Here is a 19,939-nt window from a genome sequence, read left to right as displayed (position 1 = left end):
CGCCCTCCCCGCCGGCCAGGGAGCGCCCCCGCCAGGGCTCGCGCCTCCGCGCGGGCGGCCCTTCACGGGCTGCTGGACGCGCGGCGCTCATTTCGACATATTGTTTGAACTCAAATCAATTTGCACTCTGGGTGAGAGGGAGCGTCCGCGGGAAAGAAGCCCCCGGACGCTTCCGCTCGCCGCGCTGGCCCCATTCCGGAAATGGAAATCATGAGTCGCTCCGTCCTCTTCGCCCTGCTGTCCTCTGCGCAGGCCGAGTCCCTGCGCGCGGCGCTGCCGGCGGTCTTCCTCACGCGGCCCTTCGGGGCGATGGAGCTGTGGCAGTGGTTGGGGCTGGGGCTGGTCATGGCGGGCGGCTGGCTGGCCGGGCGCGCCCTGGAGGGCGTCGCGCTGCGGATGGCGGTGCGGGCCACGGGGCTGACGCGCTCGGGGTGGGATGACCAGCTGGTGGCCTCGGGGCGGGGGCCGCTGCGCTACCTGCTGTCCGCGGTGGTGGTTGCCGCGGGCGCGCTGGCGCTGCGGCTGCCAGCCGAGGCGCGGCATGCCGTGGAACTCGGGGCGCGCTCGGTGGTCATCGCCACGGTGGCGTGGTTCCTGCTGCGCTTCGTGAAGCTGGCCTCGCGCTTCGTGGAGCAGACGGTGGCACAGGAGTCGAGCGGCGCGGACGTGGGGCGCGTCCGGGGGCTCCGCACGCAGCTCGCGGTGCTCCGGCGCGTGGCCGACGTAGCGGTGGTGCTGGTGGCCGCGTCGCTGTTGCTCCTGCAGTTCGAGGCGGTGCGCAACGTGGGTGTGTCGCTGCTCGCGTCCGCGGGCCTGGCGGGTCTGGTCATCGGCCTGGCGGCGCAGAAGTCCATCTCCACGCTGCTGGCCGGCATCCAGCTCTCCATCACCCAGCCCATCCGCATTGGCGACACCGTCATCGTGGAGAACGAGTGGGGCTGGGTGGAGGAAATCACCCTCACGTACGTGGTGGTGAAGGTCTGGGATTTGCGGCGGCTGGTGGTGCCGATGAGTCACTTCCTGGAGAAGCCCTTCCAGAACTGGAGCAAGGTGTCGCCGGACATCCTGGGCACGGTGGAGGTGTACGCGGACTTCCGCGTGGACGTGCAGGCGGCGCGCGCGGAGCTGAAGCGCATCCTCGACGAGGAGTCCCGGGGGCTGTGGGACGGCAAGGCCCAGGGCCTCCAGGTGACGGACTGTACCGAGCGGACCATGAAGCTTCGGGCGCTGGTGAGCGCGGCGGACGCGGGAAAGGCGTGGGATTTGCGGTGCCTGGTGCGCGAGAAGCTCATCGCGTGGCTGCAGCGCCAGCCTCACGGGCTGCCGCGCGTGCGGGCCGAGGCGAACCTCGAGCTCCCCGGCCCGCTGGAACTGCCGCGCGGGACGACGCCCGCGTCCAGCACGGGCAGACCCGGAGGCAATGTGCTCGCCGTCAGGCCCGGAGAGTGATTCGGCCGGGCCCTACTTCTTCCTGAGCAGGAAGGCATCCGCGAAGCCCTGCACGTGGCTCTGGGGCTTCGTGAAGATGAAGGTGATGACGCTCACGCGCCGCTCGGCGTACGCCGCCGCCAGCTCCGCGACGGAGCGCACGTCCTCGGAGCGCGGGGGGCTGTAGCGGAACTTCTCGGGACGTCCCGCGTCGCCCACGAGCAGCGCATGGGTGGTGAGGTCCTCCAGCCGCGCGGCCGCGGAGACTTCGGTGATGCGCAGCTCCAGGGCCACCTCGGAGGCCGTCCACTCCCGCTCCGCTCGAGCCCGAAGCAGGAGGAGGACCTCCAGCTTCTCGACAGAGTCGATGTGCGCCATGAGGAATCCCCGCACTCGCTCTGACAGGGCTGCGTCAGTCACGCACCTACCTATGGATATACATGGTTTGAGCGTCAACCAATTCCGTCATGGGTGTGTTGACGAGGGGAACCCGCCGGGCGGCCGTGCGGGGGCCCGTTGGCGGCCCTGGCCCGCGGCGGTGCGGTTTGTTGCCCTGGAGTCACTCCGTTCGCACCCTCCAGGCAGGAGCTCCTCGACGGCGAGAGGAGCCTCCCGGGAAGGACGGAGCGGCAGATGGCGACTGAGCGGCGCACGGGCCCTATCGAGGCGCTTCGGAACCTGGCGCTGGGGCTCGAGCGCCTGGCCGCGCGCGAGGCGGTGAGCGGAGCGGTGAGCGGCGCGGCGGAGGGGCTGCGCAAGGAGGCGCCGGAGCTCGACGGACAGGTGCGCGAGCTCATCCAGGACTCGCTCACCGTGCTCGGGCGGCTGGTACACGATGCCGCCGAGCGTGAGCGCGCGGGGGCGGGGAGCGCGGCCCACACGCTGGCGTCCTCGGCGATGCGGGGCGCGCTGGAGGTGCTGGAGCGGGAGTGGGAGAACGGTGGCATGCCCCTGCGCGACTTCATCGTGCGCCTCAACCGGCTGTTCGATGAGGTGGTGGAGTTCGCCCACTCGCGCACCATCGAGATTCGCGCGCCGCGGGACCGGGCCGGGCTCATGGCCCGGGGCTTCGTGAAGGCGGCGGCCGAGGAGTTGCACGAGGCCGTGCCGCTGCTGCTGGAGGACGCGCGGAGCCTGGCGCCGCTGGGCGCGGAGGTGGCCACGCAGGTGGGGCGGGGGCTCGTCGAGGGGCTCGAGTCGAAGCTGCGGGAGGAGTCCGCGGACCTCACGAGGCTGCTCGAGCACGCGGGCCGCGGGCTGGTGCGAGGACTGGCCGCGGGCATCCGCGAGGAGCTGGCCTCCAGCGCGGTGGCCTCCACCGAGGTGCTGGGCGCGTCACTGGAGAAGCTCGCCGAGCGCTCCGCCGCGGCCACCGTCCGTGGCGCGGGTGGGGCGCTGGAGAGCCAGGGGCGCCGCTGGCACGGGGCGCTGCGAGGCATCGGCGTGCTGCGGCACGCGGGCCGGGAGCTCACGGGGGGCGTGCTGGAGGCGATTGGCGCGGCCCTGCGCCGGCCCTCGGTGGCCGTGGTGGGGGCGGGCAGCGCGCTCATGGCGCTGTCCTGGCTGACGGTGCGGCGGCGCATGGCCTAGACGGCTCGGGCCGTGAGCCACGCCGCCAGGGCGGTGTCTGTTCCATGTGACGACATTGACCCACGGCCAGGGCGCCCCTGGTCTGGAGCGGCGGAGACACCAGCTTGCCGCCACCCTCGCTGATTCCTTCGCGGAGTGTGCATGAGCGTCTCGTGCCGCCGGTCTCACGGTAGCGCTGTCTGTCTATTCGTCTGTCTCACATGGAGCCTGGTGGCAGGGGCCTGGTCCTGGAGTCCCATTGCGTATCCGGGGGGCTTCACCCAGGAGGTCGTGGTCTCGGGCCTCGCGTACCCGACGACGTTCGCGGCGCTCCCCGACGGGAGGCTCCTCATCGCGGAGAAGGCCGGTGTGGTCCGGCTCTTCAAGAACGGGGTGCTCCAGCCCACGCCCTTCATCGACATCCGGGACAGGGTGAATGGCCATCATGACCGGGGGCTCCTCGGGCTCGCGGTGGACCCCGCCTTCGCGACGAACGGCTTCGTCTACCTGCTCTACACCTACGACGAGGACGCCGATGACGACACCGGTCCGAAGACCGCGCGCCTCGCCCGGTACACGGCGGCGGGAGACACCGCCTCGCCCTCGAGCGAGCGCGTCCTGCTCGGCACGGTGGTGGGCAGCACCTGCAATGACTTTCCCCGCGGCGCGGACTGCATTCCCTCCGAGAGCCCCTCGCACACCGTGGGCAACGTGCGCTTCGCGCGGGATGGCACGCTCTTCGTCTCCATCGGGGACGGGGCCCTCTTCGGCGGGGTCGACGACAATGCCCTGCGCGCCCAGGACCTCGACTCGCTGGCGGGCAAGGTGCTGCGCATCACCCCCCTGGGGGCGGGGGTCTCCTCGAATCCGTTCTGGACAGGGGACGCCGCCGCCAACCGCTCGAAGGTCTGGGCGTACGGGTTGCGCAACCCCTACCGGTTCAACCTGCGCCCTGGCACCGACGTCCCATACCTGGGCGATGTCGGCTGGAACGACTACGAGGAGATCAACGTCGCGAGCGCCGGCGCCAACCTCGGCTGGCCCTGCTACGAGGGCTACTACCGCCAGCCCGGCTATGAGCCCAAGCAGGTATGTCAGGCGCTCTACTCGCGCGGCCCTTCCGCCGTGAAGCCGCCGCTGCATGTCTGGGACCACGGCACCGGGAGGACCGCCACGGGCGGCGCCTTCTACACCGGAGCGGCGTACCCGGAGGAGTGGCGCGGGGCCTACTTCTTCTCGGACTATGGAGAGCAATGGATTGGCGTCCTGCGCGTCGACGAGCAGGACAACCTCATCCCCGGCAGCGTGACGACCTTCGCGACCGGCGTGGGGGGAATCGTGGGGATCGACATCGGCCCCGACACCAACCTCTTCTACGTCGACATCATCGCCGGGCAGCTGCGCCGCATCCGCTACACGGTGGGCAACACACCGCCCACCGCCGTGGCCTCCGCCCAGCCGGACAACGGCGGCGTGCCCCTGCTCGTGCGGTTCTCCAGCGCGGGCACCGTCGACCCGGACGGAGACGCGCTCCAGTACACGTGGGACTTCGGAGACGGCACCTCCACGTCGAGCCTCGCCCACCCGGAGCACACCTACCCGGTGGCCGGAGTCTACACGGCCCGCTTGACTGTCAGTGACGGGCGGGGCGGCAGCGGCTCCGCGAGCGTGCGCGTCTCCGTGGGCAACCATGCGCCCGTCGTCACCATCACCGCGCCGTCCACGTCGTACCGCTTCAAGGTCGGCGACGTGGTGACCTACGCAGGCTCCGCGACGGACGCGGAGGACGGGCCCATTCCCGACGCGCGGCTGTCGTGGACGCTCACGCTCCACCACTGCACCGGGGTGGACTGCCACGCCCACCCGTACTCCACGAGCACGGGCTCCAGCGGGAGCTTCACCGTCGCGGACCACGGCGACCAGGTGTACTTCGAGCTCACGCTCACCGCGACGGACTCGGCGGGCCTGACGGGCTCGGCGACGGTGACCGTCCATCCGTGGACCGTGTTGCTCCGGCTGGAGAGCTCCCCTCCGGGACTGGAGCTGGTGCTCGACGGGTCGGCGGGGATGACACCGATGGTCCGCCCGGTCATCGTCGGCTCCACGCACACCTTCTATGCGCCCTCACCCCAGGCGGACTCCGTCTTCCAGGGCTGGGCGGACGGCGGGGCAGGGCAGCGGGAGGTCGTGGTGGGGACCTCCGACGCCACGTACACGGCCCTCTTCGCACCGGTCTTCGAGAGCGAGTGCCCCCGGGGCATGTACCGGGCGGAGTACTTCAACAACCGGGTGATGGCGGGCGCGCCCGTGCTCGTGCGGTGCGAGTCCGCACCGCTCTCCCATAACTGGGGGGATGGCAGCCCCTCGCCGCTGTGGGTGGGCGCCGACAACTTCTCGGTGCGCTTCACGGGGTACTTCTACATGCCCTCGGGCGGCTACTTCTTCGCGGCCACGGCGGATGACGGCGTGCGCGTGTACGTAGGGGGCTCCCGCATCATCGACGGCTGGAAGGACCAGTCGCCCACCGCGTACGTCACGTGGCGCTACCTGCGCTCCGGCACGTACCGCGTCGTCATGGAGTACTACGAGAACTACGGAGGCGCGGTGGCGGGGCTCCGCTGGTGGAGGTGAGGCCGGGCGAGCGGGGAGCCAGGCGTCCGGCCCCCCGTGGCCCTCTCCCTCAGGGCGCGCCTTCCGCGTACAGCCGCTTGTGGTCGCGAATCTCCGTGAGACGGAACGCACCGGGCGCCGGCGCCACGGGCTCGGGCGCGTCCGCGGGGAGCTTCATCAGCCGCTCGTACTCCTCCACGGAGACGCGCTCGCGCTTCGCAAGCACCGACTCCAGGTCCGCGCGCGCCATGCGCTCCGCGGCCTTCTCGCCCACGACGCCCGAGTAGAACTCGGCCATGCAGCCGCTCCCGTAGGACAGCAGCCCGATTCGCTGCGCCGCGAGCTGCGCGCTCTCGCGCCGCAGCAGGCCCGCCAGCGCGAGGTAGAGCGACGCCGTGTACACGTTGCCGATGCGCGCGTTCAGCCCCAGGGACGTGGCCACCTGCGCGTCGTAGCTGGCCTGGGACTTCGCCACCTCCTCGCGCGCCTCCGGCGTCCCGGGGCCCGGGCCCACCGCGTCCTCCAAGTCACACAGCCGCAGCTGCGTGTGCGCCTTGCGCGCCATCTTGCAGAAGGGCACGTGGTAGGCGATGCGCGCGAGCTGCTCGCCCGGCAGCGTGCCCGACCAGCGCACCAGCCCGGCCGCGAGCGCCTTCTCCCGCCAGCCCCGGTACGCTCCCGCCAGCGCCTCCAGGTAGCAGTTGATGGAGTAGTGCCCGTCCACCAGCGCCTCGCGCCGGCCCACGGGCCTCCAGAAGTCGTACACGTCCATGGTGCACGTGCCGTTCAGCCCCACGTCCATGGCCAGCAGGTCGGGCTGCTCGGAGACCAGCAACGCCACCGCGCCGCCGCCCTGCGTGGGCTCGCCCGCCGTGTGCAACCCGTAGCGCGCGATGTCCGAGCACACCACCACCGCCACGCGGCCCGCGCCCGCACCCGAGGCAATCCACTCCACCGCCGCCATCAGCCCCGCGGTGCCGCCGTAACACGCGTGCTGCGTGTCGTACGTGCGCATGTTCCGCGGCAGCTTCAGCAGCCCCTGCACGTGCGAGGCGACCGGCTTCGAGTGGTCGATGCCCGTCTCCGTGCCCACCACCAGCATGCCGATGCGCGAGGGGTCCACGTCCTGCTGCTTCAGCAGGCGCGCCGCCGCCGTGGCCGCCAGCGCCACGGTGTCCTCGCCCGGGTCCGTGACGGCCATCTCCTTCGCGCCCAGGCCCGCCGTGTACTTCGCCGGGTCCACGCCACGCGCCCGCGCCAGATCCTCGATGTCCACGTACCGGGACGGCACCGCCACCGCCAACGCTTCGATTCCAACACGCCTCTTCATGGGACTCCTCGCTTCCGCTGCGTGCTCCGAATTCCAGATACCGCGCCCGTGCTCACGCCTCGGGCGGCACCAGCACCAGCCGGCCCGCCACCTCGCGGTTCTCCAGCCGGAAGTGCGCCCTCGCGGCCTCCGCCAGCGGCACCTTGTCCGTGACGAACTGCCGCACGCCGCCGGTGGCCGTCAGGCGCAGGGCCTCGTCCAGCTCCTGCTGCGTCGTGGCGTACGCCCCGAGAATCTCCAGCTCCTTCACGATGACGAGCCCCGGGTTGAGCTGAACGACTCCCGACTCCAGGTTGCCCACCACCACCACGCGGCCGCCCGGCGCCATGGACTTCAGCGTCTGGTCGAACGTGGCGCTGCCGACGATTTCAATCGCCACGTCCACGCCCGCGCCCTTCGTGCGCTTGCGCACGTCCGCCGCGAAGTCCAGGCCGCGTGAGACGATGACCTCGTCCGCGCCCGCGTCCTTCAGCGCCTGCACCTTCGCCTCGCCCGACGTCACGGCGATGACGCGCGCCCCGTCCAGCTTCGCGAGCTGCACCGAGGACAGGCCCACGCCGCCGCTGGCGCCGGTAATCAGCACCGTCTCACCCGCGCGGATGCGCCCCCGCGTGCGCAGCGTGTGCACCGCGGTGCCCGTGGTGCAGCACACCGTGGCCGCTTCTTCCCAGGGCAGCGACGCCGGCACCCGGCCCAGTCCCGCCACCGGGGCCACCATGAACTGAGCGTAGCCGCCGGGCAGCTCCTCGCCGAAGAAGCGGTTGTCCGTCTTGCACAGGCTGTTGCGCCCGCTCTTGCACAGCGCGCACTCGCCGCACGACAGGCGCTGCAGGGTGGCCGCGCGGTCTCCCGTCTTCCACCCCGGCGTGTCGGGACCTACGTCCACCACCTCGCCCGCCGCCTCGTGGCCGAGGATGGCCGGCACGCTGGTGCGCGGCAGGTTGCCCCGGCGGTTGATGACGTCGTGGTAGCAGACGCCGCACGCGTGCACCTTCAGCAGCACCTCGCCACGCCCCGGGCGGGGCACGGGGACGGTCTCCATCTTCAGGTTGCCTGCTTCACCAAAGCTGCGCAGAACGACGGCCTTCATCTCCGTGCCTCCGTGAAACCCAGATGTGTTGGTAGCGGTGCTTCAGGCGCCGACGAGCGGGTCGCGGTAGCCCTTGGGGTCGATGGCCCGGATGGCCGCCACGGTGCGCGCGTCCGGCAGCGGGGTGACGGGGAGCGACTCCGGCACCTTGAAGTCGAAGCCGGTGCGCTCGGCGATGTGCTCCTCCGTCGCCCACGGGTGGCGTGCCAGCAGGCGCGCTCCCGTCGAGCCCAGCTCGAACACGCCCAGGTCGGAGATGAGCGTCACCGCCCGGCGCGGGTCTCTCGTGGTGGCCACCTGTACCGAGGGCACCAGGTTGCGGCGCGACTGGCGGGGCACCAGCAGCACCGGCCGCCGCACCCACTGCCGCAGCGTGGCCGCGCCCGCCACGCCCGGGAACTTCGTCCTCGGCCGGTCCAGGCTGCCGCTGGCCGTCATGTTGGTGCAGCCGGCGCCATCCACCTCGGCCGCGCCGAAGAAGACGGTGTCCACCCGGCCGCGCCGCGCGTGGTCGAAGAGGTCCGGAATGGTGATTTCCGCCGTGCGGCCCTCCAGGTAGCCCAGGTCCTCGGAGGAGGGGAGCAGGGTGGGGAGGTCCGGGTCCAACGAGCCCACGCAGGCCAGGTACGTCAGGCCCGGTGCGTGCGTGGCCCGCGCCACGGCAATCGCGAGGATGGCGAGCGGCGAGGCCACGCCCGTGGCCACCACGGCGCCGTCGTCAATCTGCCGCGCCAGGAGGGAGACCACCGTCTCCGCCGGAGTCGCGTCGACCGTCGCGCTCATGCCGCCCTCCGCGCCACCAGCGACTGGAGGAACTCCGCCTCGCGTCCGGCCTCGGCCAGCGACAGGTAGCGCGCCAGCATGGCGTCGTCATGCGGGTACAGCCCCACGCAGCCGGTGGGCAGCGCTCCGCCCGGGGCGAGGACGATGCGGTCCACCTGGAAGCCCGGCACCGTGGCACGGGGCAGCCGCGCCACGCGCTCCTCCACCGTGGCAATCACCCGCCGCGCCGCGCCGGCGACGAGCAGGTCCGTCGTCGGATCCTCCATGTAGAGGTTGCCGCGCTCGTCCGCGGCGCGCGCGTGGATGAGCGCCACGTCCGGGTAGAAGGCCGGCTCCACCGCCACGGGCTGCCCGCTGAACGGGTCCATCACGATGCGAGGCGGCTCCGCCTCCGCCAGCTCCGACACGTCCGCGTCCGGGGCGGGGATGAAGGGCAGTCCCATGGACGCCGCGCGCAGCCGCTGCACCACGCGGTAGCCGTCATGCTCGCGCCAGGAGAGGGTGCCCTGCTCCATGGCCCGCTTGAGGCAGGGCATGGGCCGCACCCGGCCCTCCAGGCTCAGCGCGGCGAACGCCAGCTCCACGCGGTCCAGGCAGCCGCCCGCGACGAGGAACTCCGCGGGCAGCGGGTTGGGGAGCGAGATGAGGCCCAGCTTCCGCTTGCCCTGGGCAATCAGCTCCATCACCAGCGCCATGGGCGCGCGGCCGAGCATGAAGCCACCCGTGGCCAGCGACGCCCCGTCCGGAATGGAGGCCACCGCCTCTTCCAGCGAGCACCAGCGCGCCGTCTTCATGGCGTCTCCGTGCCGGTGCCCGAGGAGTCCGGGCCGGTGGTGCCGGTGGGGCGGACCACGCGCAGCGGGGACGTGCCCGGCTGCCCTTCAGCGCCCGCGGCGGCGACCTGGGGGAAGAGCAGGTCCACCATGCCGTCGGCGATCTGCTCGTCCGTGAGACGCCCGTCCGGCTTGAACCACTTGTAGATCCACAGGACCATGCCCAGGAACGAGAACGCGCCGATGGTCGGGTCCACGGGGCGGATGCGCCCCTGCGCCGCGGCCTGCGCGAAGGCCTCCTGCAGGAAGTCCACGTACTTCTTCTTCCGGGCGTCGATGAACGCGCGCGCCTCGCCGGTCAGCGTGGCGTGCTCGTGGAGGATGATGATGACCTCCTTGGACCACCCGCGCGTCACCAGCAGGATGTTGTGGCGCATGCACGCGCGCAGCCGCTCCACCGGGTCCGCGATGTCCTGCACCTTCGAGAGGACCTGCTCCTCGAACAGGTCCATCCCGTAGTTCATGATGGCGAAGAGGAGCTGCTCCTTGTTCTGGATGTGGTGGTAGAGCCCCGCCTTCGTCATCCGGCACGCGGCGGCGATCTCCTGCATCGAGGTGCCCTCGTAGCCCCGCTCGCAGATGAGCCGCGCCGCCGTCTCCAGGATGGCCCGGTAGCGCTCTCCCTCGTCCGGCTTCCGCCCGGTGTGCGTCATGGGTGCTCCTCCCGTGATGCTGTAAAATTCTTATAGCAAGCAGCCTACCGACCGGTAGGTAATACCATGCGACGCGGAGAGTCAATCCTCGACGTGCGGGCGCTTGTGACAGCGGGCGCGAAAAGGCCAGGAAGTTCAATGGGTTATGAATGATTGGAGGGCAGGGGCTCCAGGGCCTGCCCGGCCGGACGGCCTGGGGCCAGGCCGGGGAGGAAGCCTCCCTTCCGCCGTTCGGAGCAGGAGCAGAGGGAATGCCCTCCGGGGGCTCGCGCCGGTGCCGTGCGTACGTTGAAGGCTGCCGCATGTCCCGCGTGGCATGGCCCCTTCGCGTTCCACCGGTGGCGCCTCCGGGCATGTCGAGCGGGCCGGCGGAGGAGGCGAGCCATGGCAGCGGACGAGCAGGCCGACATCGTCGTGGTCGGCGGAATCAACACGGACTTCCTCGTGCAGGGCCCCCGGCTGCCCGCGCCCGGAGACAACGTGCGGGGCCACCTCTTCCTGGAGAGCCTGGGAGGGAAGGGCGCCAACGGGGCAGTGGGCGCGGCGCGGCTGGGCGCTCGCGTGGCGCTGGTCGGACGCGTGGGCATGGACGCGCGCGGGCTCGCGCTGCTGGAGCAGCTCGAAGGCGAGGGCGTGGACGTCGGGGCGGTGGCGCGAGATTCGGGGGAGCTGACCGGCGTGGTGCTGGAGATGGTGGACGAGGCGGGACGGTCGCAGACCCTCTGCGCGCCGGGAGCCAACCGCTGCATGACGGTGGAGGACGTGATGCGGGCGGAGGAGCGCCTCTCCGCCGCGCGCGTGCTGCTCGCCCAGCTCGAAGTCCCCCTGGAGGTGGTGAGCGCCGCGGTCCACATCGCCCGCGCGGCGGGCTCGCGCGTGGTGCTGGACCCTGCCCCCGCCATGGACCTGCCGGAGGACCTGCTGGAGGCCGTCCACGTCATCCGCCCCAACGCGCGGGAGGCCGAGGCGCTCACGGGCGTGGAGGTCAGGGACAGGGACTCCGCCAGGCGCGCCGCGGAGAACCTGCTGCGGCGCGGGGTGGGCGGTGCGGTGGTGGCGTCGCCGGGCGGCAGCCTCGTGCTCTCCTCCGAGGAGGAGCTGTGGCTGCCGGACGTGGCCCTGGAGCGCGCGGACACCACCGGCGCGGGGGACGCCTTCTGCGCGGCCCTCGCCGTGGCGCTGGCGGAGGGGAAGTCCCTACCGGAGGCGGCGCGCTTCGCCCACGAGGCGTCGGCGCTGGCGACGCTGCGGCTGGGGGCCCTCGCGGGGCTGCCCAACCGGGAGCAGGTGGAGGCCCGGCTCGCGCGGCTCGGGCCCTCGGGCACGTGGCCCGAGCCGGCGCCGCATCACTAGGGAGGACCGCGGAGACGCTCGGCCTCCAGTGCGTCATGGACGGGGCGGATCCACCGCTCCGCCAGCTCCCGCGACAGCGCGGAGACCTGGCGCGCCTTGGCCTCGGTGTCGTCCTCGAAGGTGAGCACGGGGTTCTTCGCGTCGCGCTCCGCGGCGCCGCGCAGGCGCTCGGCATCCCCCGCCGTCAGCTCCAGGCCGAAGAGGTCCGTGAGCAGGGCGGCGCCGTCCGTCTGGAGCTGCTTGTATTCGAGCAGCCGCGCGGGCCCCTGGCGCTCCCGGTAGCCTTTCAGCCCGGCCTCGCAGATGCGGGCCAGGACGCGGGCGCCGTACTCCTCCAGCGGCATGCCCTCCAGCGCGCCCGGCTCCAGGCCGAGCTGCGCCGGCTCCAGCAGGCCCGGCAGCATGTGCGCGCCCCGGTGGTTCTGGTGCGACGCCATGACCTCCACCGGGTCACGGTAGAGGAAGAGCCACGGCACGCCCGGGAAGGCCCGCTGGAGCAGGGGCAGTTCCAGTACGTGCCATGCGTCCAGCTTGAGGAAGACCGCCTGCTCCTCGGGATTGCGCCGCTGGCCGAGCACGCCCACCACCGCGCGCAGCCACTCGATGCGCTGTGTGTCGGAGATGCCCGGCACGCGGAGGTGCGCTCGCAGCACCGTATCCACCGGGCCCGCCTCGGACAGCACGATGTGCCGGGGGAGCGCCGCCAGCATCTGCGCCACCAGCGTGGAGCCGCAACGGGACATGTGGAAGACGAGCCCTCGCACTGGCAGCCCGGGCCGCGCGGCGTGCCGCTCCACCAGCGTCTCCAGGGAGGTCTGGTGGCGGAAGAGCAGGGCGAAGGGATGGCGGAGGCGGCGCTCCAGCGTCTGGTCGAAGAACGGATCCGCGAAGCGCTGCGTGCCCAGGTGGCACCAGTCCACGCGCAGCCGGCCTTCGGCCACGTAGATGCGGCCGGGCACCCAGCCGTCCAGGGGCGCGAGACTCATACCCACCGCTCCCGCCACGTCCGGCGGGCGGCGCGCATGGCTTCCTGGACGTCCTCGGCGGAGAAGTGACAGCCGCGCTCGGCGCCGAGCCTCCGCGCCAACGCGATGAAGGTCTGCGTGTCCGCCGTCTCCATCAAGGACTCCTGGAGGGCCGTGTCCTCCAGCACGAGCTGACGGAAGCGCACGAAGTCCTCATGCGGCATCGGAAGCCTCGCGTGCCTGCTTTGCGACGGCGTCGGCGAAGACGGCGCGCAGCCAGTCATCCACCACGCAGTCCATCACCAGGTGGACGCGGTCCGTGCTGGTGGGGTTCTCCACCCGGTGGGGACGGTTGAAGTCGAGGTACCAGCACTCCCCCGGCCGCAGCACGACGCGCTGGCCCGATAGGAAGAAGGCCACGTCCGGGTGCGTGACGATGGGCACGTGGAGCCGCACCTCGCCGTCCTCGAAGCCCAGGTTGTAGTCGGTGTGCTCGCGGATGCGCGCTCCCGCCGCGAGCTTCAGCAGCCGCGCGGAGCCGATGGGACACTGGAACGCGGTTAGCACCTCGCGGAAGACGGGGTGCCGCGCGAGCAGTGGCGTGTCCGCGTAGCGCTCCCTGCCGGTGGGGTCGGGGTAGATGCCTCCCTCCACGCCTCCCACGGAGCGCAGGGGGACACCGCTCCACTCACCCTCGTACTCGCGCTTGTTGAAGTGGGGCACCCAGGCCTCCGGCGGAAGTCGCGCCAGCTCTTCCTGGAGGCGGGCCACGTCGAAGTGGAATGGCAGGCGGAGGCGGTCGGGCACGGGAGACGAAGGGGACATGCGGGCTCCTCTTCCGCGCGGCGTGCGGAAGCGCCCCATTCTTGCACGGCCTCACCCCAGTCGCGCCGCCCGGTATCCGGCCTTCTCCCGCGCCAGGGCCGCCTGGGCCCGCGTGAGGGTGCCCTGTGGGTCCTCTTCGCCCTCCACCGCGACGGCCGCGGACACCACCTCCGGCGAGCCGGGCACGCCGTGGAGCCGGTGGCGCACGGCCTCCGCGCCGGCGGCGTCCACTCCGGGGAGCGCCGCCAGGAGCGTTCCGCCCTCCCAGCGCACCGCGAAGCCGGACGGCGCGACGAGGCCCTCCAGCCGGCGCGCCACGCCACGGAGCACGGCGTCTCCCGCGTCGAAGCCCCGCTCCGCGTTGAGCCGGCCGAGCCCCACCAGGTCCACCAGCAGCACGCCGCACGGCACGCCGTCCCGCCGGCAGCGGCCAATCTCCCGCCACAGCCGCTCCTCGCCCGCGCGCCGCGTGTCCAGCCCCGTCAGCGCGTCCACGCGCAGCAGCCGCTCCCGCTCGTCGCGGGGCGACACCGGGCTCCCCACGTCCGACAGCGTCAGCAACTGCGCCACGCCTCCGGGCACGGGGAAGGGCCGGGCCACCCACCGCAGCCGGCGGGGCCGGGGACTCTCCAGCGCCAGCGTCAGGTGGAATCCGCGCGAGGATTCCGAGGCCAGGTCGAGCTGCCGCAGCGTGAGCGCCGGGTCCGCCGTCAGCCCCGCCACGTGCTGACAGAAGGCCTCGAAGGACAGCCCCGGAATGCGCTCGGCCGGGAGGCCCAGCAGGTCCGCCAGCGCCCCGTTGCACGCGAAGGGCCGGCGTCCGGGCGCCACCAGCAGCACGGGCACGTCCAGCGCCCGCACCGCGTCTCGCAGCAGCGCCAGCGCCGACTCCTCCGTGAGCGCCGTTTCCGGACGCGCACCTTCCCGGGCCATCCCTCGCGTGCCCTGCCGGGCGCGGGCCCGTTGCTCCATGTCGCCCGCCACGCGCCGGGCCAGCTCGCGCAGGGCCGCCAGGTCCTCGGCGCCCAGCACCAGCGGCCGCGTGTCGATGACGCACAGCGAGCCCAGCACCTCACCGGTGGACGTCACCAGCGGCGCGCCGGCGTAGCTGCCGATGATTCCGTCCCGCACCAGCGGGTTGTCGCGGAACACCGGATGGCGCGCGGCGTCCGGGACCACCAGCGACTCGTGGCCCTGCACCACGTGGTGGCAGAAGGACCAGTCCCGCGGCGTCTCCCGCGCCCTCGCGAGCGACGGCGGCAGGCCCACGTGCGCCTTGAACCACTGCCGGTCTCCCAGCACCAGGGACAGCAGCGCCACCGGCACGCCGAACGCCTGCGCCACCTCGGTGACCAGCTCCTGCAGCTCCGCTTCCGGCGGCCCCTCGTCCACCAGCCGCATCGAGTCGATGCGCGCCAGCCGCAGGCGCTCCTGCTCGGCCCCCGGCTCCGCCGGAGCGGGGAGGGGAGCACGCTGGCCGGACAGCACCCGCCGCACGGTGTCCCGCACCAGGTCCGCCGAGGCCCGGCGGCTCAGCAGCGCGTCGATGCCCAGCACGTCCTTGAGCTGCCAGGCGCGGACCCGAAGCTCGTCGAAGGCCGTCACCACCGCCACCCGCGTGCCGGCCGCGTCGGAGCGCTCCCGCAGCCACGTCAGCAGCGCGAAGCCGTCCAGCCGAGGCAGGGACAGGTCCGTGACGAGCAGCGAGGGCGCGCCACGCCGGCGCACCAACTCCTGCGCCTCCGCACCGTCGCGCGCCATCACACCCTCCAGTCCCTCTCCCGCGAGGAGTGAGAGCAGTCCCGCCGCTCGGGCGGGGTCGGGCTCGGCGATGAGCGCGTACGAGGACATGTCCGTGGGATGCTGCCACGGATACGCGACGGCCCGCGCTTCCAGGCGAGCGGACAGGCGCTTCCCGCTCCTGTGTTACTGGAGTTTCAAGACAACAAGGGAATCACTGACCGGAGCCGGGAGGCGTCTCCGGGGCTCCCTGGGGATAGCGGACGAACAGGCGGCGGAGGGCGCTCCGCTGCTGGCCCAGCTCCTCCCCACGCGCCACCGAGTCCACCACCAGCATCAGTCCCAGCCCCACCCAGGCGGGGACCAGGGGCAGCACCCAGCCCGGGTCCGCGGCCAGCCAGCCCACCAACGCCAGGTGCAGCAGGCTCAGCAGCACCGCCGCCCGCAGCACCGCGCCGAGCGAGCGGGAGCGCCTGCACAGCACGGCGAAGGCCAGCAGCACCGCCGCCGTCTCCAGCACACCCCCCCAGGCGGCGAGTCCCGAGGAGCGCAGCAGCCGCTCCGAGCGGAGGTTGTCCAGGGCGAAGGCGTGAATCTCCACCCCGGGCACGGCGACCTGTCCCGGCAGCGTGCTCTGGCCGTGCAGCCCCATCGCGGTGACACCCACGAAGACCGTCTTCCCGCGCAGCGCCAGGTCCAGCCCCACCGAGGCCGGGTCCGCGTGCAGCACGTCGGCCAGGCTCACCCGGGGCAGCCAATCCGGCGCGGGCAGCCGCATCAGCGGAGCTCCCTGGTCCGTGGCCGCCAGGGCCCTCAGCGACGCGGCCCGCTCGGGCATCAGGTGCAGCGCGGTGGCGAGCGCGAGCGAGGGCCAGGCCCGTCCCCCCACGCCCACCGCGTAGGGATAGCGGCGGATGACGCCGTCGCCGTCCACCAGCATGTTCAGCGTGCCGCTGCTCCGCGCCGCCATGCGCAGCGGGGCGATGCTGCCCGCCATCGCCCGGGCCTGGAGCCGCGGCGCGGTTCCGGGCAGCGGCAGGGGCGTGTCCAGCGCGCCGTCTTCCAGGGGCGGCATCACCGGCATGTCCTCCGTCAGCGCCGCGGCGCCCAGGATGACGCCACCGCTCTCGGCGAGCGCCTCGGCCAGCCGGGCATCGCCGTCCTGCGCGTGCAGCCGTGCCTCCAGGTCCGCCGCCAGCGCGGCGCCCGCGGGCTGCTCCGCGAGCCCGGAGGTGCGCAGGGCCTCCAGCACGTCCTCGCCCAGCTCCAACGCCTCGCGAGGTCCGGGCTGGTCGAAGATGACGTCCACGGCCACCGCCGCCGGACGCTGCGCCGCCAGGGCGCGAAAGGCCCGGGCCCACGTCGCGCGCGACAGCGGCCAGCGCTCGCCGAGGGTGGCCAGCGCGCGGTCGTCCACCTCCACCAGCACCATGTCCGCGCTCCGGGGCACCTCGGGGAGCCACCGGCTCACGGCCTGGTCATAGAGGCCACGCTCGAGGAAGCCCGGCGCGCCGCCCGTGGCCGCCGTCACCCCCGCCAGCGCCACGCCCACCAGCGCGCCCAGCGCCCGGAACACGGCGGGGCGCCGCGGGCTGGAACGACGGGCGGACTCGGCGGGGGACGTGCTCATGGGGCGTGACTCAGGGCCGCACGTCGAAGGCGAAGATTTTCGACGGGAAGCCGATGAAGCCGTCAGCGTCCACCGCCAGCACCCGCCAGAACCACTTGCCCTCGCCCAGGTCCGGCACCTCCAGCTCCGCGCCCCGGGCGTCATACGTCCGCACGCCCGCGCCGAAGTCCGCCGTGCGCGCCACCTCCACCCGGTACCTCCGGGCTCCGCTCACGGCCGCCCAGGTCAGCTTCGGCGCCACCGGGAAGGTGCCGTCGCGCGGGTCCACCATCGTCGGGGCCACCAGCAGCGGGCGCGGCGGCTCCGTGGCGCCGTCCGGCATCGCCCGCGAGCCGTAGCCACCGACGACGTCCAGGTCTCCCTTCTTCGCGATGAGACCCACCCGGCCTTCCAGCGTCTCCAGCCGGCTGATGCCGTCCTCCTGCGCGGAGACACGGAACTGGGTGCCGCGCACGCCGGCCACCGCGCCGCGCGTGCGCACCTCGAAGATGGAGCCCTCGCCACCGGGCGCAGCGACTGTCTCCACCGTGCCCCGCAGCAGCTCGAGCTGGACCTTGCGCCGCAGGTTGGCCATCAGCTCCAGGGCGCCCAGCCGCAGCATGCCGTCCTCCATCAGCCGCACCGTGCTGCCGTCCGCCAGCGCCAGCTCCGCGCGCGCTCCCTTTCCGGTGAGCAGCAGCTCGCCCGCGTAGAGCGCGTCGCCCGTCGTCCTCGGACGCAGCTCCGCGGGAACCGTGCCCGCGGACACGTCGCCGCTGGCCGCTCGCAGCCGGGCCACCACCGGCTGCGCGGGCCGCTCGACATAGGCGAGCTGGAGCTGGCCCGGCTCGCCCGGCACGGCCGGAGGCGCCACCGCCGACACCCGCGTGCGGGGCACGCCCGCGGCCACCAGCACCTCCGCCGCGGCCTTCGCCACCGCCAGTCCCTGGCCGTCCAGCCGCTCCGCGTCCGGCAGCCTCGCCGCCAGCGTCACCGAGCGGATGGCCGGCCTCGCCTTGAGCGCCTCGGCCACGTGCTTCAGGCAGGCCTCCGTCTCCGGCCCCTTCGGGGCGAGCGGCCGGCCCGTCTCGATGCGTCCGCTTTCGAAGCGCACGCCACCACAGGGTTCCCCGGCGTCCACCGCCAGGGCGGGAGTGGCCTGGAGCACCCACACCATCATCCACGGAGCAGCGCGTTTCACGGCGTCCCTCCCGCCGCCGAGGGCTCGGCGACCTTCACGATGTTGAACTCGACACGGCGGTTGTTCTCGCGCCCCTTCGGCGTTGCGTTGGTGTCCACCGGCTTCGTCTCGCCGTGGCCCACCGCCTCCAGTCGCACCTCGCTGATGCCCTCCTTCACCAGGAAGGCACGCACGTTGTTGGCGCGGCGCTGAGACAGGTCCAGGTTGCTCGTGTCAGAGCCCTGGTCGTCCGTGTGTCCCTCCACCCGCACCAGCGCGAGCTGCGGGTTCGCCCTCAGCACCGACGCCACCTGCTTCAGCAGCGGGAAGGACTTGTCGAGGATGATGTCCTTGCCCGTGGCGAAATAGACCTTGTCCAGGATGAGGATGCGCGAGCCCTCCACCCGCACCTGCGACTGGCCCTTGTCCGGGCACCCGTCGTCGTCCTTCGCGCCGTTGATGACCTCGGCCTCCAGCGGGCACGCATCCGACGCGTCCGCCAGCCCGTCACGGTCATTGTCCGTCTCCGGGCAGCCGTCCGCGTCCTCGAAGCCGTCCAGGTCCTCGGCCGCGCCGGGGCACCGGTCCTCGACATCCAGCAGTCCATCCCCATCCGAGTCCACGGCCGGGGGCGGCAGCGCCAGCGGCGCCGGAGCCCCGGAGGGCTGGCCGCTGTTCGAGGCCACCGGCCGCCACGCGTCCGGGGTGTCCGGGCAGCCATCCGCGTCCTGGTAGCCGTTGACCGTCTCCGGCTCGCCCGGGCACACGTCCGGGCCGTCGAGGATGCCGTCGGCGTCATCGTCCGGGTCGAGGCAGTCGTCGTCGTCCTGGAAGCCGTCGAAGTCCTCGGGCCCCGCCGCGCAGGCCACGGCGCCCGGAGTGGCGGCGGGCGCGGAAGCGGGCGAGGCAGCGGTCCACGACAGCCCCGCGAGCACGCGGAAGCCCGGCGTGCCGTAGCCACGCGTGAGGCCCGGCCCGGCGCCCACGTGCGCGGCCAGCCCCTCCCGGAAGCGGTACTTCAGCGCGCCGAGCACCTCCAGCGGGCGCTCCTCCGTGTTCGTCTCCTTCAGCCCCAGCGCACCCGCCAGCGTGGCCTCCGCGGACAGCGCCTGCGTCAGCGGCACCTCCGCGCCCACGCCGTAGGTCAGCTCGTTCCCCACGCGCAGGTTGCGCAGTCGTGCCTCGCGCCGCAGGTTGAGGCCCACGTTGGCCAGCAGGCGCACCGGCGTGCCGGCCCACTCGGCCACGAAGCGCGGCTGGAAGGTCAGGCCGTCCGAGCCCAGGAACTTCGAGCCACCCGAGGTGGGCAGCGTCACCGGCGCCACGAAGGCCAGGTGCAGGCCGTCCCCGGTGGACAGCAGCCGCACCTTGGGCACCAGCCGCAGGTCGCCCACGCCCGTGGCCTCCACGCCGCTGGCGAAGCTCGGGGAGATGGGGCCGGCCGGCTCGGACGTCGTGGTGGACACGGGCAGCGATGCGCCCAGCTCCAGCCAGCCGAAGAGGGCGACGGCGCCCATCAAATCCAGCGTGAGCTGGCTGTCGACGATGCGGTAGACGAACGCGTCCTCGCGCGGGTCCAGCACGTTGAGCGGGTCGTCCGCGTAGTTGAGCGACACCCCCAGGTTCCAGCCCCGGTGCGGACCCACGCGCGCGCCGTGCAGGCCCAGCACGTCATACGCGCCCGGCCCCGGCTTGTACTGCTGCACGTCGATGGCCTGGGACGCCGCCGGCTGGGCCATGGCCACGCCACCGGGGAGGGCCACCACCATCACCAGGCCGGCAATCAGCGCCGCCAGCCGCCCGTGCAACCGCTCCGCGAATGAGGCGACGGCCTCCTCGTCCCGGGAGCCGTCGTCCCCATCCGGAGCGAGGAAATCGCCGGCGGGCACCTGCTCGTCCCTGCCGTCGTCCGGGCCGGCGGCTTCCGGGGCCTGTTCCCACGTGTCCGTTGTGCCGTTGCCGTTCATGTCT

At 72.8% G+C, this 19,939-nt stretch carries 17 protein-coding genes; 4 read left to right on the top strand and 13 right to left on the bottom strand.

What is annotated here, in order from left to right; all coding sequences use genetic code 11:
• The first annotated feature begins 210 nt into the window (after positions 1-210).
• Positions 211-1,449: a mechanosensitive ion channel family protein gene (locus tag K8638_RS31320; protein WP_223758342.1), complete on the top strand. Its 1,239-nt coding sequence runs from the start codon at positions 211-213 to the stop codon at positions 1,447-1,449.
• 12 nt (positions 1,450-1,461) lie between these two features.
• On the opposite strand, the gene K8638_RS31315 is transcribed toward K8638_RS31320, so the two are convergent.
• Entirely contained in the window at positions 1,462-1,806 is a 345-nt protein-coding gene (locus K8638_RS31315; RefSeq protein WP_223758341.1) for a hypothetical protein, read from the bottom strand.
• A 255-nt stretch (positions 1,807-2,061) separates the two neighbouring features.
• Between K8638_RS31315 and K8638_RS31310 the strand changes: the two genes are divergently transcribed.
• Positions 2,062-3,018, top strand: coding sequence for a hypothetical protein (locus K8638_RS31310; RefSeq protein WP_223758340.1), 957 nt, complete (start codon positions 2,062-2,064; stop codon positions 3,016-3,018).
• A gap of 270 nt (positions 3,019-3,288) precedes the next feature.
• Positions 3,289-5,628, top strand: a complete 2,340-nt coding sequence (locus tag K8638_RS31305) for a PQQ-dependent sugar dehydrogenase (RefSeq protein ID WP_223758339.1) — start codon at positions 3,289-3,291, stop codon at positions 5,626-5,628.
• Positions 5,629-5,677: 49 nt separating this feature from the next.
• Here K8638_RS31305 and K8638_RS31300 read toward each other — a convergent pair whose 3' ends face one another.
• The 5 genes from K8638_RS31300 to K8638_RS31280 are packed head-to-tail and all read right to left on the bottom strand — an operon-like array spanning position 5,678 to position 10,296.
• Positions 5,678-6,937, bottom strand: a complete 1,260-nt coding sequence (locus K8638_RS31300) for a hydroxymethylglutaryl-CoA synthase family protein (protein WP_223758338.1) — start codon at positions 6,935-6,937, stop codon at positions 5,678-5,680.
• Between the two features lie 52 nt (positions 6,938-6,989).
• Complete coding sequence (locus K8638_RS31295) at positions 6,990-8,027, bottom strand: alcohol dehydrogenase catalytic domain-containing protein (protein ID WP_223758337.1); 1,038 nt, start codon at positions 8,025-8,027, stop codon at positions 6,990-6,992.
• Positions 8,028-8,069: 42 nt separating this feature from the next.
• Positions 8,070-8,810: a CoA-transferase subunit beta gene (locus tag K8638_RS31290; protein WP_223758336.1), complete on the bottom strand. Its 741-nt coding sequence runs from the start codon at positions 8,808-8,810 to the stop codon at positions 8,070-8,072.
• Positions 8,807-9,604, bottom strand: coding sequence for a CoA transferase subunit A (locus tag K8638_RS31285; protein ID WP_223758335.1), 798 nt, complete (start codon positions 9,602-9,604; stop codon positions 8,807-8,809). The genes K8638_RS31290 and K8638_RS31285 overlap by 4 nt, the downstream gene beginning before the upstream one ends.
• Positions 9,601-10,296 (bottom strand): TetR/AcrR family transcriptional regulator, encoded by a 696-nt coding sequence (locus K8638_RS31280; protein ID WP_223758334.1) that lies wholly within the window; start codon positions 10,294-10,296, stop codon positions 9,601-9,603. Before K8638_RS31280 ends, K8638_RS31285 begins: the two co-directional genes overlap by 4 nt.
• Positions 10,297-10,680: 384 nt before the next feature.
• Here K8638_RS31280 and K8638_RS31275 point away from each other — a divergent pair, with 384 nt between their 5' ends.
• Positions 10,681-11,649 (top strand): ribokinase, encoded by a 969-nt coding sequence (locus K8638_RS31275; protein WP_223758333.1) that lies wholly within the window; start codon positions 10,681-10,683, stop codon positions 11,647-11,649.
• On the opposite strand, the gene K8638_RS31270 is transcribed toward K8638_RS31275, so the two are convergent.
• The 7 genes from K8638_RS31270 to K8638_RS31240 all read right to left on the bottom strand — a co-directional run bounded on the left by K8638_RS31270 (position 11,646) and on the right by K8638_RS31240 (position 19,935).
• Positions 11,646-12,635 (bottom strand): sulfotransferase family protein, encoded by a 990-nt coding sequence (locus tag K8638_RS31270; RefSeq protein WP_223758332.1) that lies wholly within the window; start codon positions 12,633-12,635, stop codon positions 11,646-11,648. The genes K8638_RS31275 and K8638_RS31270 overlap by 4 nt on opposite strands.
• Entirely contained in the window at positions 12,632-12,838 is a 207-nt protein-coding gene (locus K8638_RS31265) for a Nif11-like leader peptide family natural product precursor (RefSeq protein WP_223758331.1), read from the bottom strand. Before K8638_RS31265 ends, K8638_RS31270 begins: the two co-directional genes overlap by 4 nt.
• Entirely contained in the window at positions 12,828-13,439 is a 612-nt protein-coding gene (locus K8638_RS31260) for an aspartyl/asparaginyl beta-hydroxylase domain-containing protein (RefSeq protein WP_223758330.1), read from the bottom strand. The genes K8638_RS31265 and K8638_RS31260 overlap by 11 nt, the downstream gene beginning before the upstream one ends.
• Before the next feature lie 51 nt (positions 13,440-13,490).
• The gene (locus K8638_RS31255; RefSeq protein ID WP_223758329.1) at positions 13,491-15,290 is read right to left on the bottom strand and encodes a diguanylate cyclase domain-containing protein; all 1,800 of its coding nucleotides are present in this window, start codon (positions 15,288-15,290) and stop codon (positions 13,491-13,493) included.
• A 103-nt stretch (positions 15,291-15,393) separates the two neighbouring features.
• Complete coding sequence (locus K8638_RS31250) at positions 15,394-16,809, bottom strand: CHASE2 domain-containing protein (RefSeq protein ID WP_223758328.1); 1,416 nt, start codon at positions 16,807-16,809, stop codon at positions 15,394-15,396.
• Between the two features lie 10 nt (positions 16,810-16,819).
• Positions 16,820-17,989 (bottom strand): FecR domain-containing protein, encoded by a 1,170-nt coding sequence (locus tag K8638_RS44985; protein ID WP_370644151.1) that lies wholly within the window; start codon positions 17,987-17,989, stop codon positions 16,820-16,822.
• A complete protein-coding gene (locus K8638_RS31240) occupies positions 17,986-19,935 on the bottom strand; it encodes an OmpA family protein (RefSeq protein WP_223758327.1) in 1,950 nt (649 codons plus the stop codon). Before K8638_RS31240 ends, K8638_RS44985 begins: the two co-directional genes overlap by 4 nt.
• Positions 19,936-19,939 lie beyond the last annotated feature (4 nt).

Origin of the sequence: Myxococcus sp. RHSTA-1-4 (genome assembly GCF_020037125.1) — a bacterium.
Lineage (GTDB): Bacteria > Myxococcota > Myxococcia > Myxococcales > Myxococcaceae > Myxococcus.
Note: the sequence above shows the minus strand (reverse complement) of the source record. Positions and strands in the feature narration are given on the sequence as shown.

Coding starts and splice junctions, on each gene's coding strand:
- K8638_RS31255 (WP_223758329.1), bottom strand. CDS start 15,290: ATGTCCTCGTACGCGCTCATCGCCGAGCCCGACCCCGCCCGAGCGGCG.
- K8638_RS31270 (WP_223758332.1), bottom strand. CDS start 12,635: ATGAGTCTCGCGCCCCTGGACGGCTGGGTGCCCGGCCGCATCTACGTG.
- K8638_RS31275 (WP_223758333.1), top strand. CDS start 10,681: ATGGCAGCGGACGAGCAGGCCGACATCGTCGTGGTCGGCGGAATCAAC.
- K8638_RS31310 (WP_223758340.1), top strand. CDS start 2,062: ATGGCGACTGAGCGGCGCACGGGCCCTATCGAGGCGCTTCGGAACCTG.
- K8638_RS31320 (WP_223758342.1), top strand. CDS start 211: ATGAGTCGCTCCGTCCTCTTCGCCCTGCTGTCCTCTGCGCAGGCCGAG.
- K8638_RS31295 (WP_223758337.1), bottom strand. CDS start 8,027: ATGAAGGCCGTCGTTCTGCGCAGCTTTGGTGAAGCAGGCAACCTGAAG.
- K8638_RS31315 (WP_223758341.1), bottom strand. CDS start 1,806: ATGGCGCACATCGACTCTGTCGAGAAGCTGGAGGTCCTCCTCCTGCTT.
- K8638_RS31240 (WP_223758327.1), bottom strand. CDS start 19,935: ATGAACGGCAACGGCACAACGGACACGTGGGAACAGGCCCCGGAAGCC.
- K8638_RS31265 (WP_223758331.1), bottom strand. CDS start 12,838: ATGCCGCATGAGGACTTCGTGCGCTTCCGTCAGCTCGTGCTGGAGGAC.
- K8638_RS31280 (WP_223758334.1), bottom strand. CDS start 10,296: ATGACGCACACCGGGCGGAAGCCGGACGAGGGAGAGCGCTACCGGGCC.
- K8638_RS31300 (WP_223758338.1), bottom strand. CDS start 6,937: ATGAAGAGGCGTGTTGGAATCGAAGCGTTGGCGGTGGCGGTGCCGTCC.
- K8638_RS31290 (WP_223758336.1), bottom strand. CDS start 8,810: ATGAGCGCGACGGTCGACGCGACTCCGGCGGAGACGGTGGTCTCCCTC.
- K8638_RS31285 (WP_223758335.1), bottom strand. CDS start 9,604: ATGAAGACGGCGCGCTGGTGCTCGCTGGAAGAGGCGGTGGCCTCCATT.
- K8638_RS31260 (WP_223758330.1), bottom strand. CDS start 13,439: ATGTCCCCTTCGTCTCCCGTGCCCGACCGCCTCCGCCTGCCATTCCAC.
- K8638_RS31250 (WP_223758328.1), bottom strand. CDS start 16,809: ATGAGCACGTCCCCCGCCGAGTCCGCCCGTCGTTCCAGCCCGCGGCGC.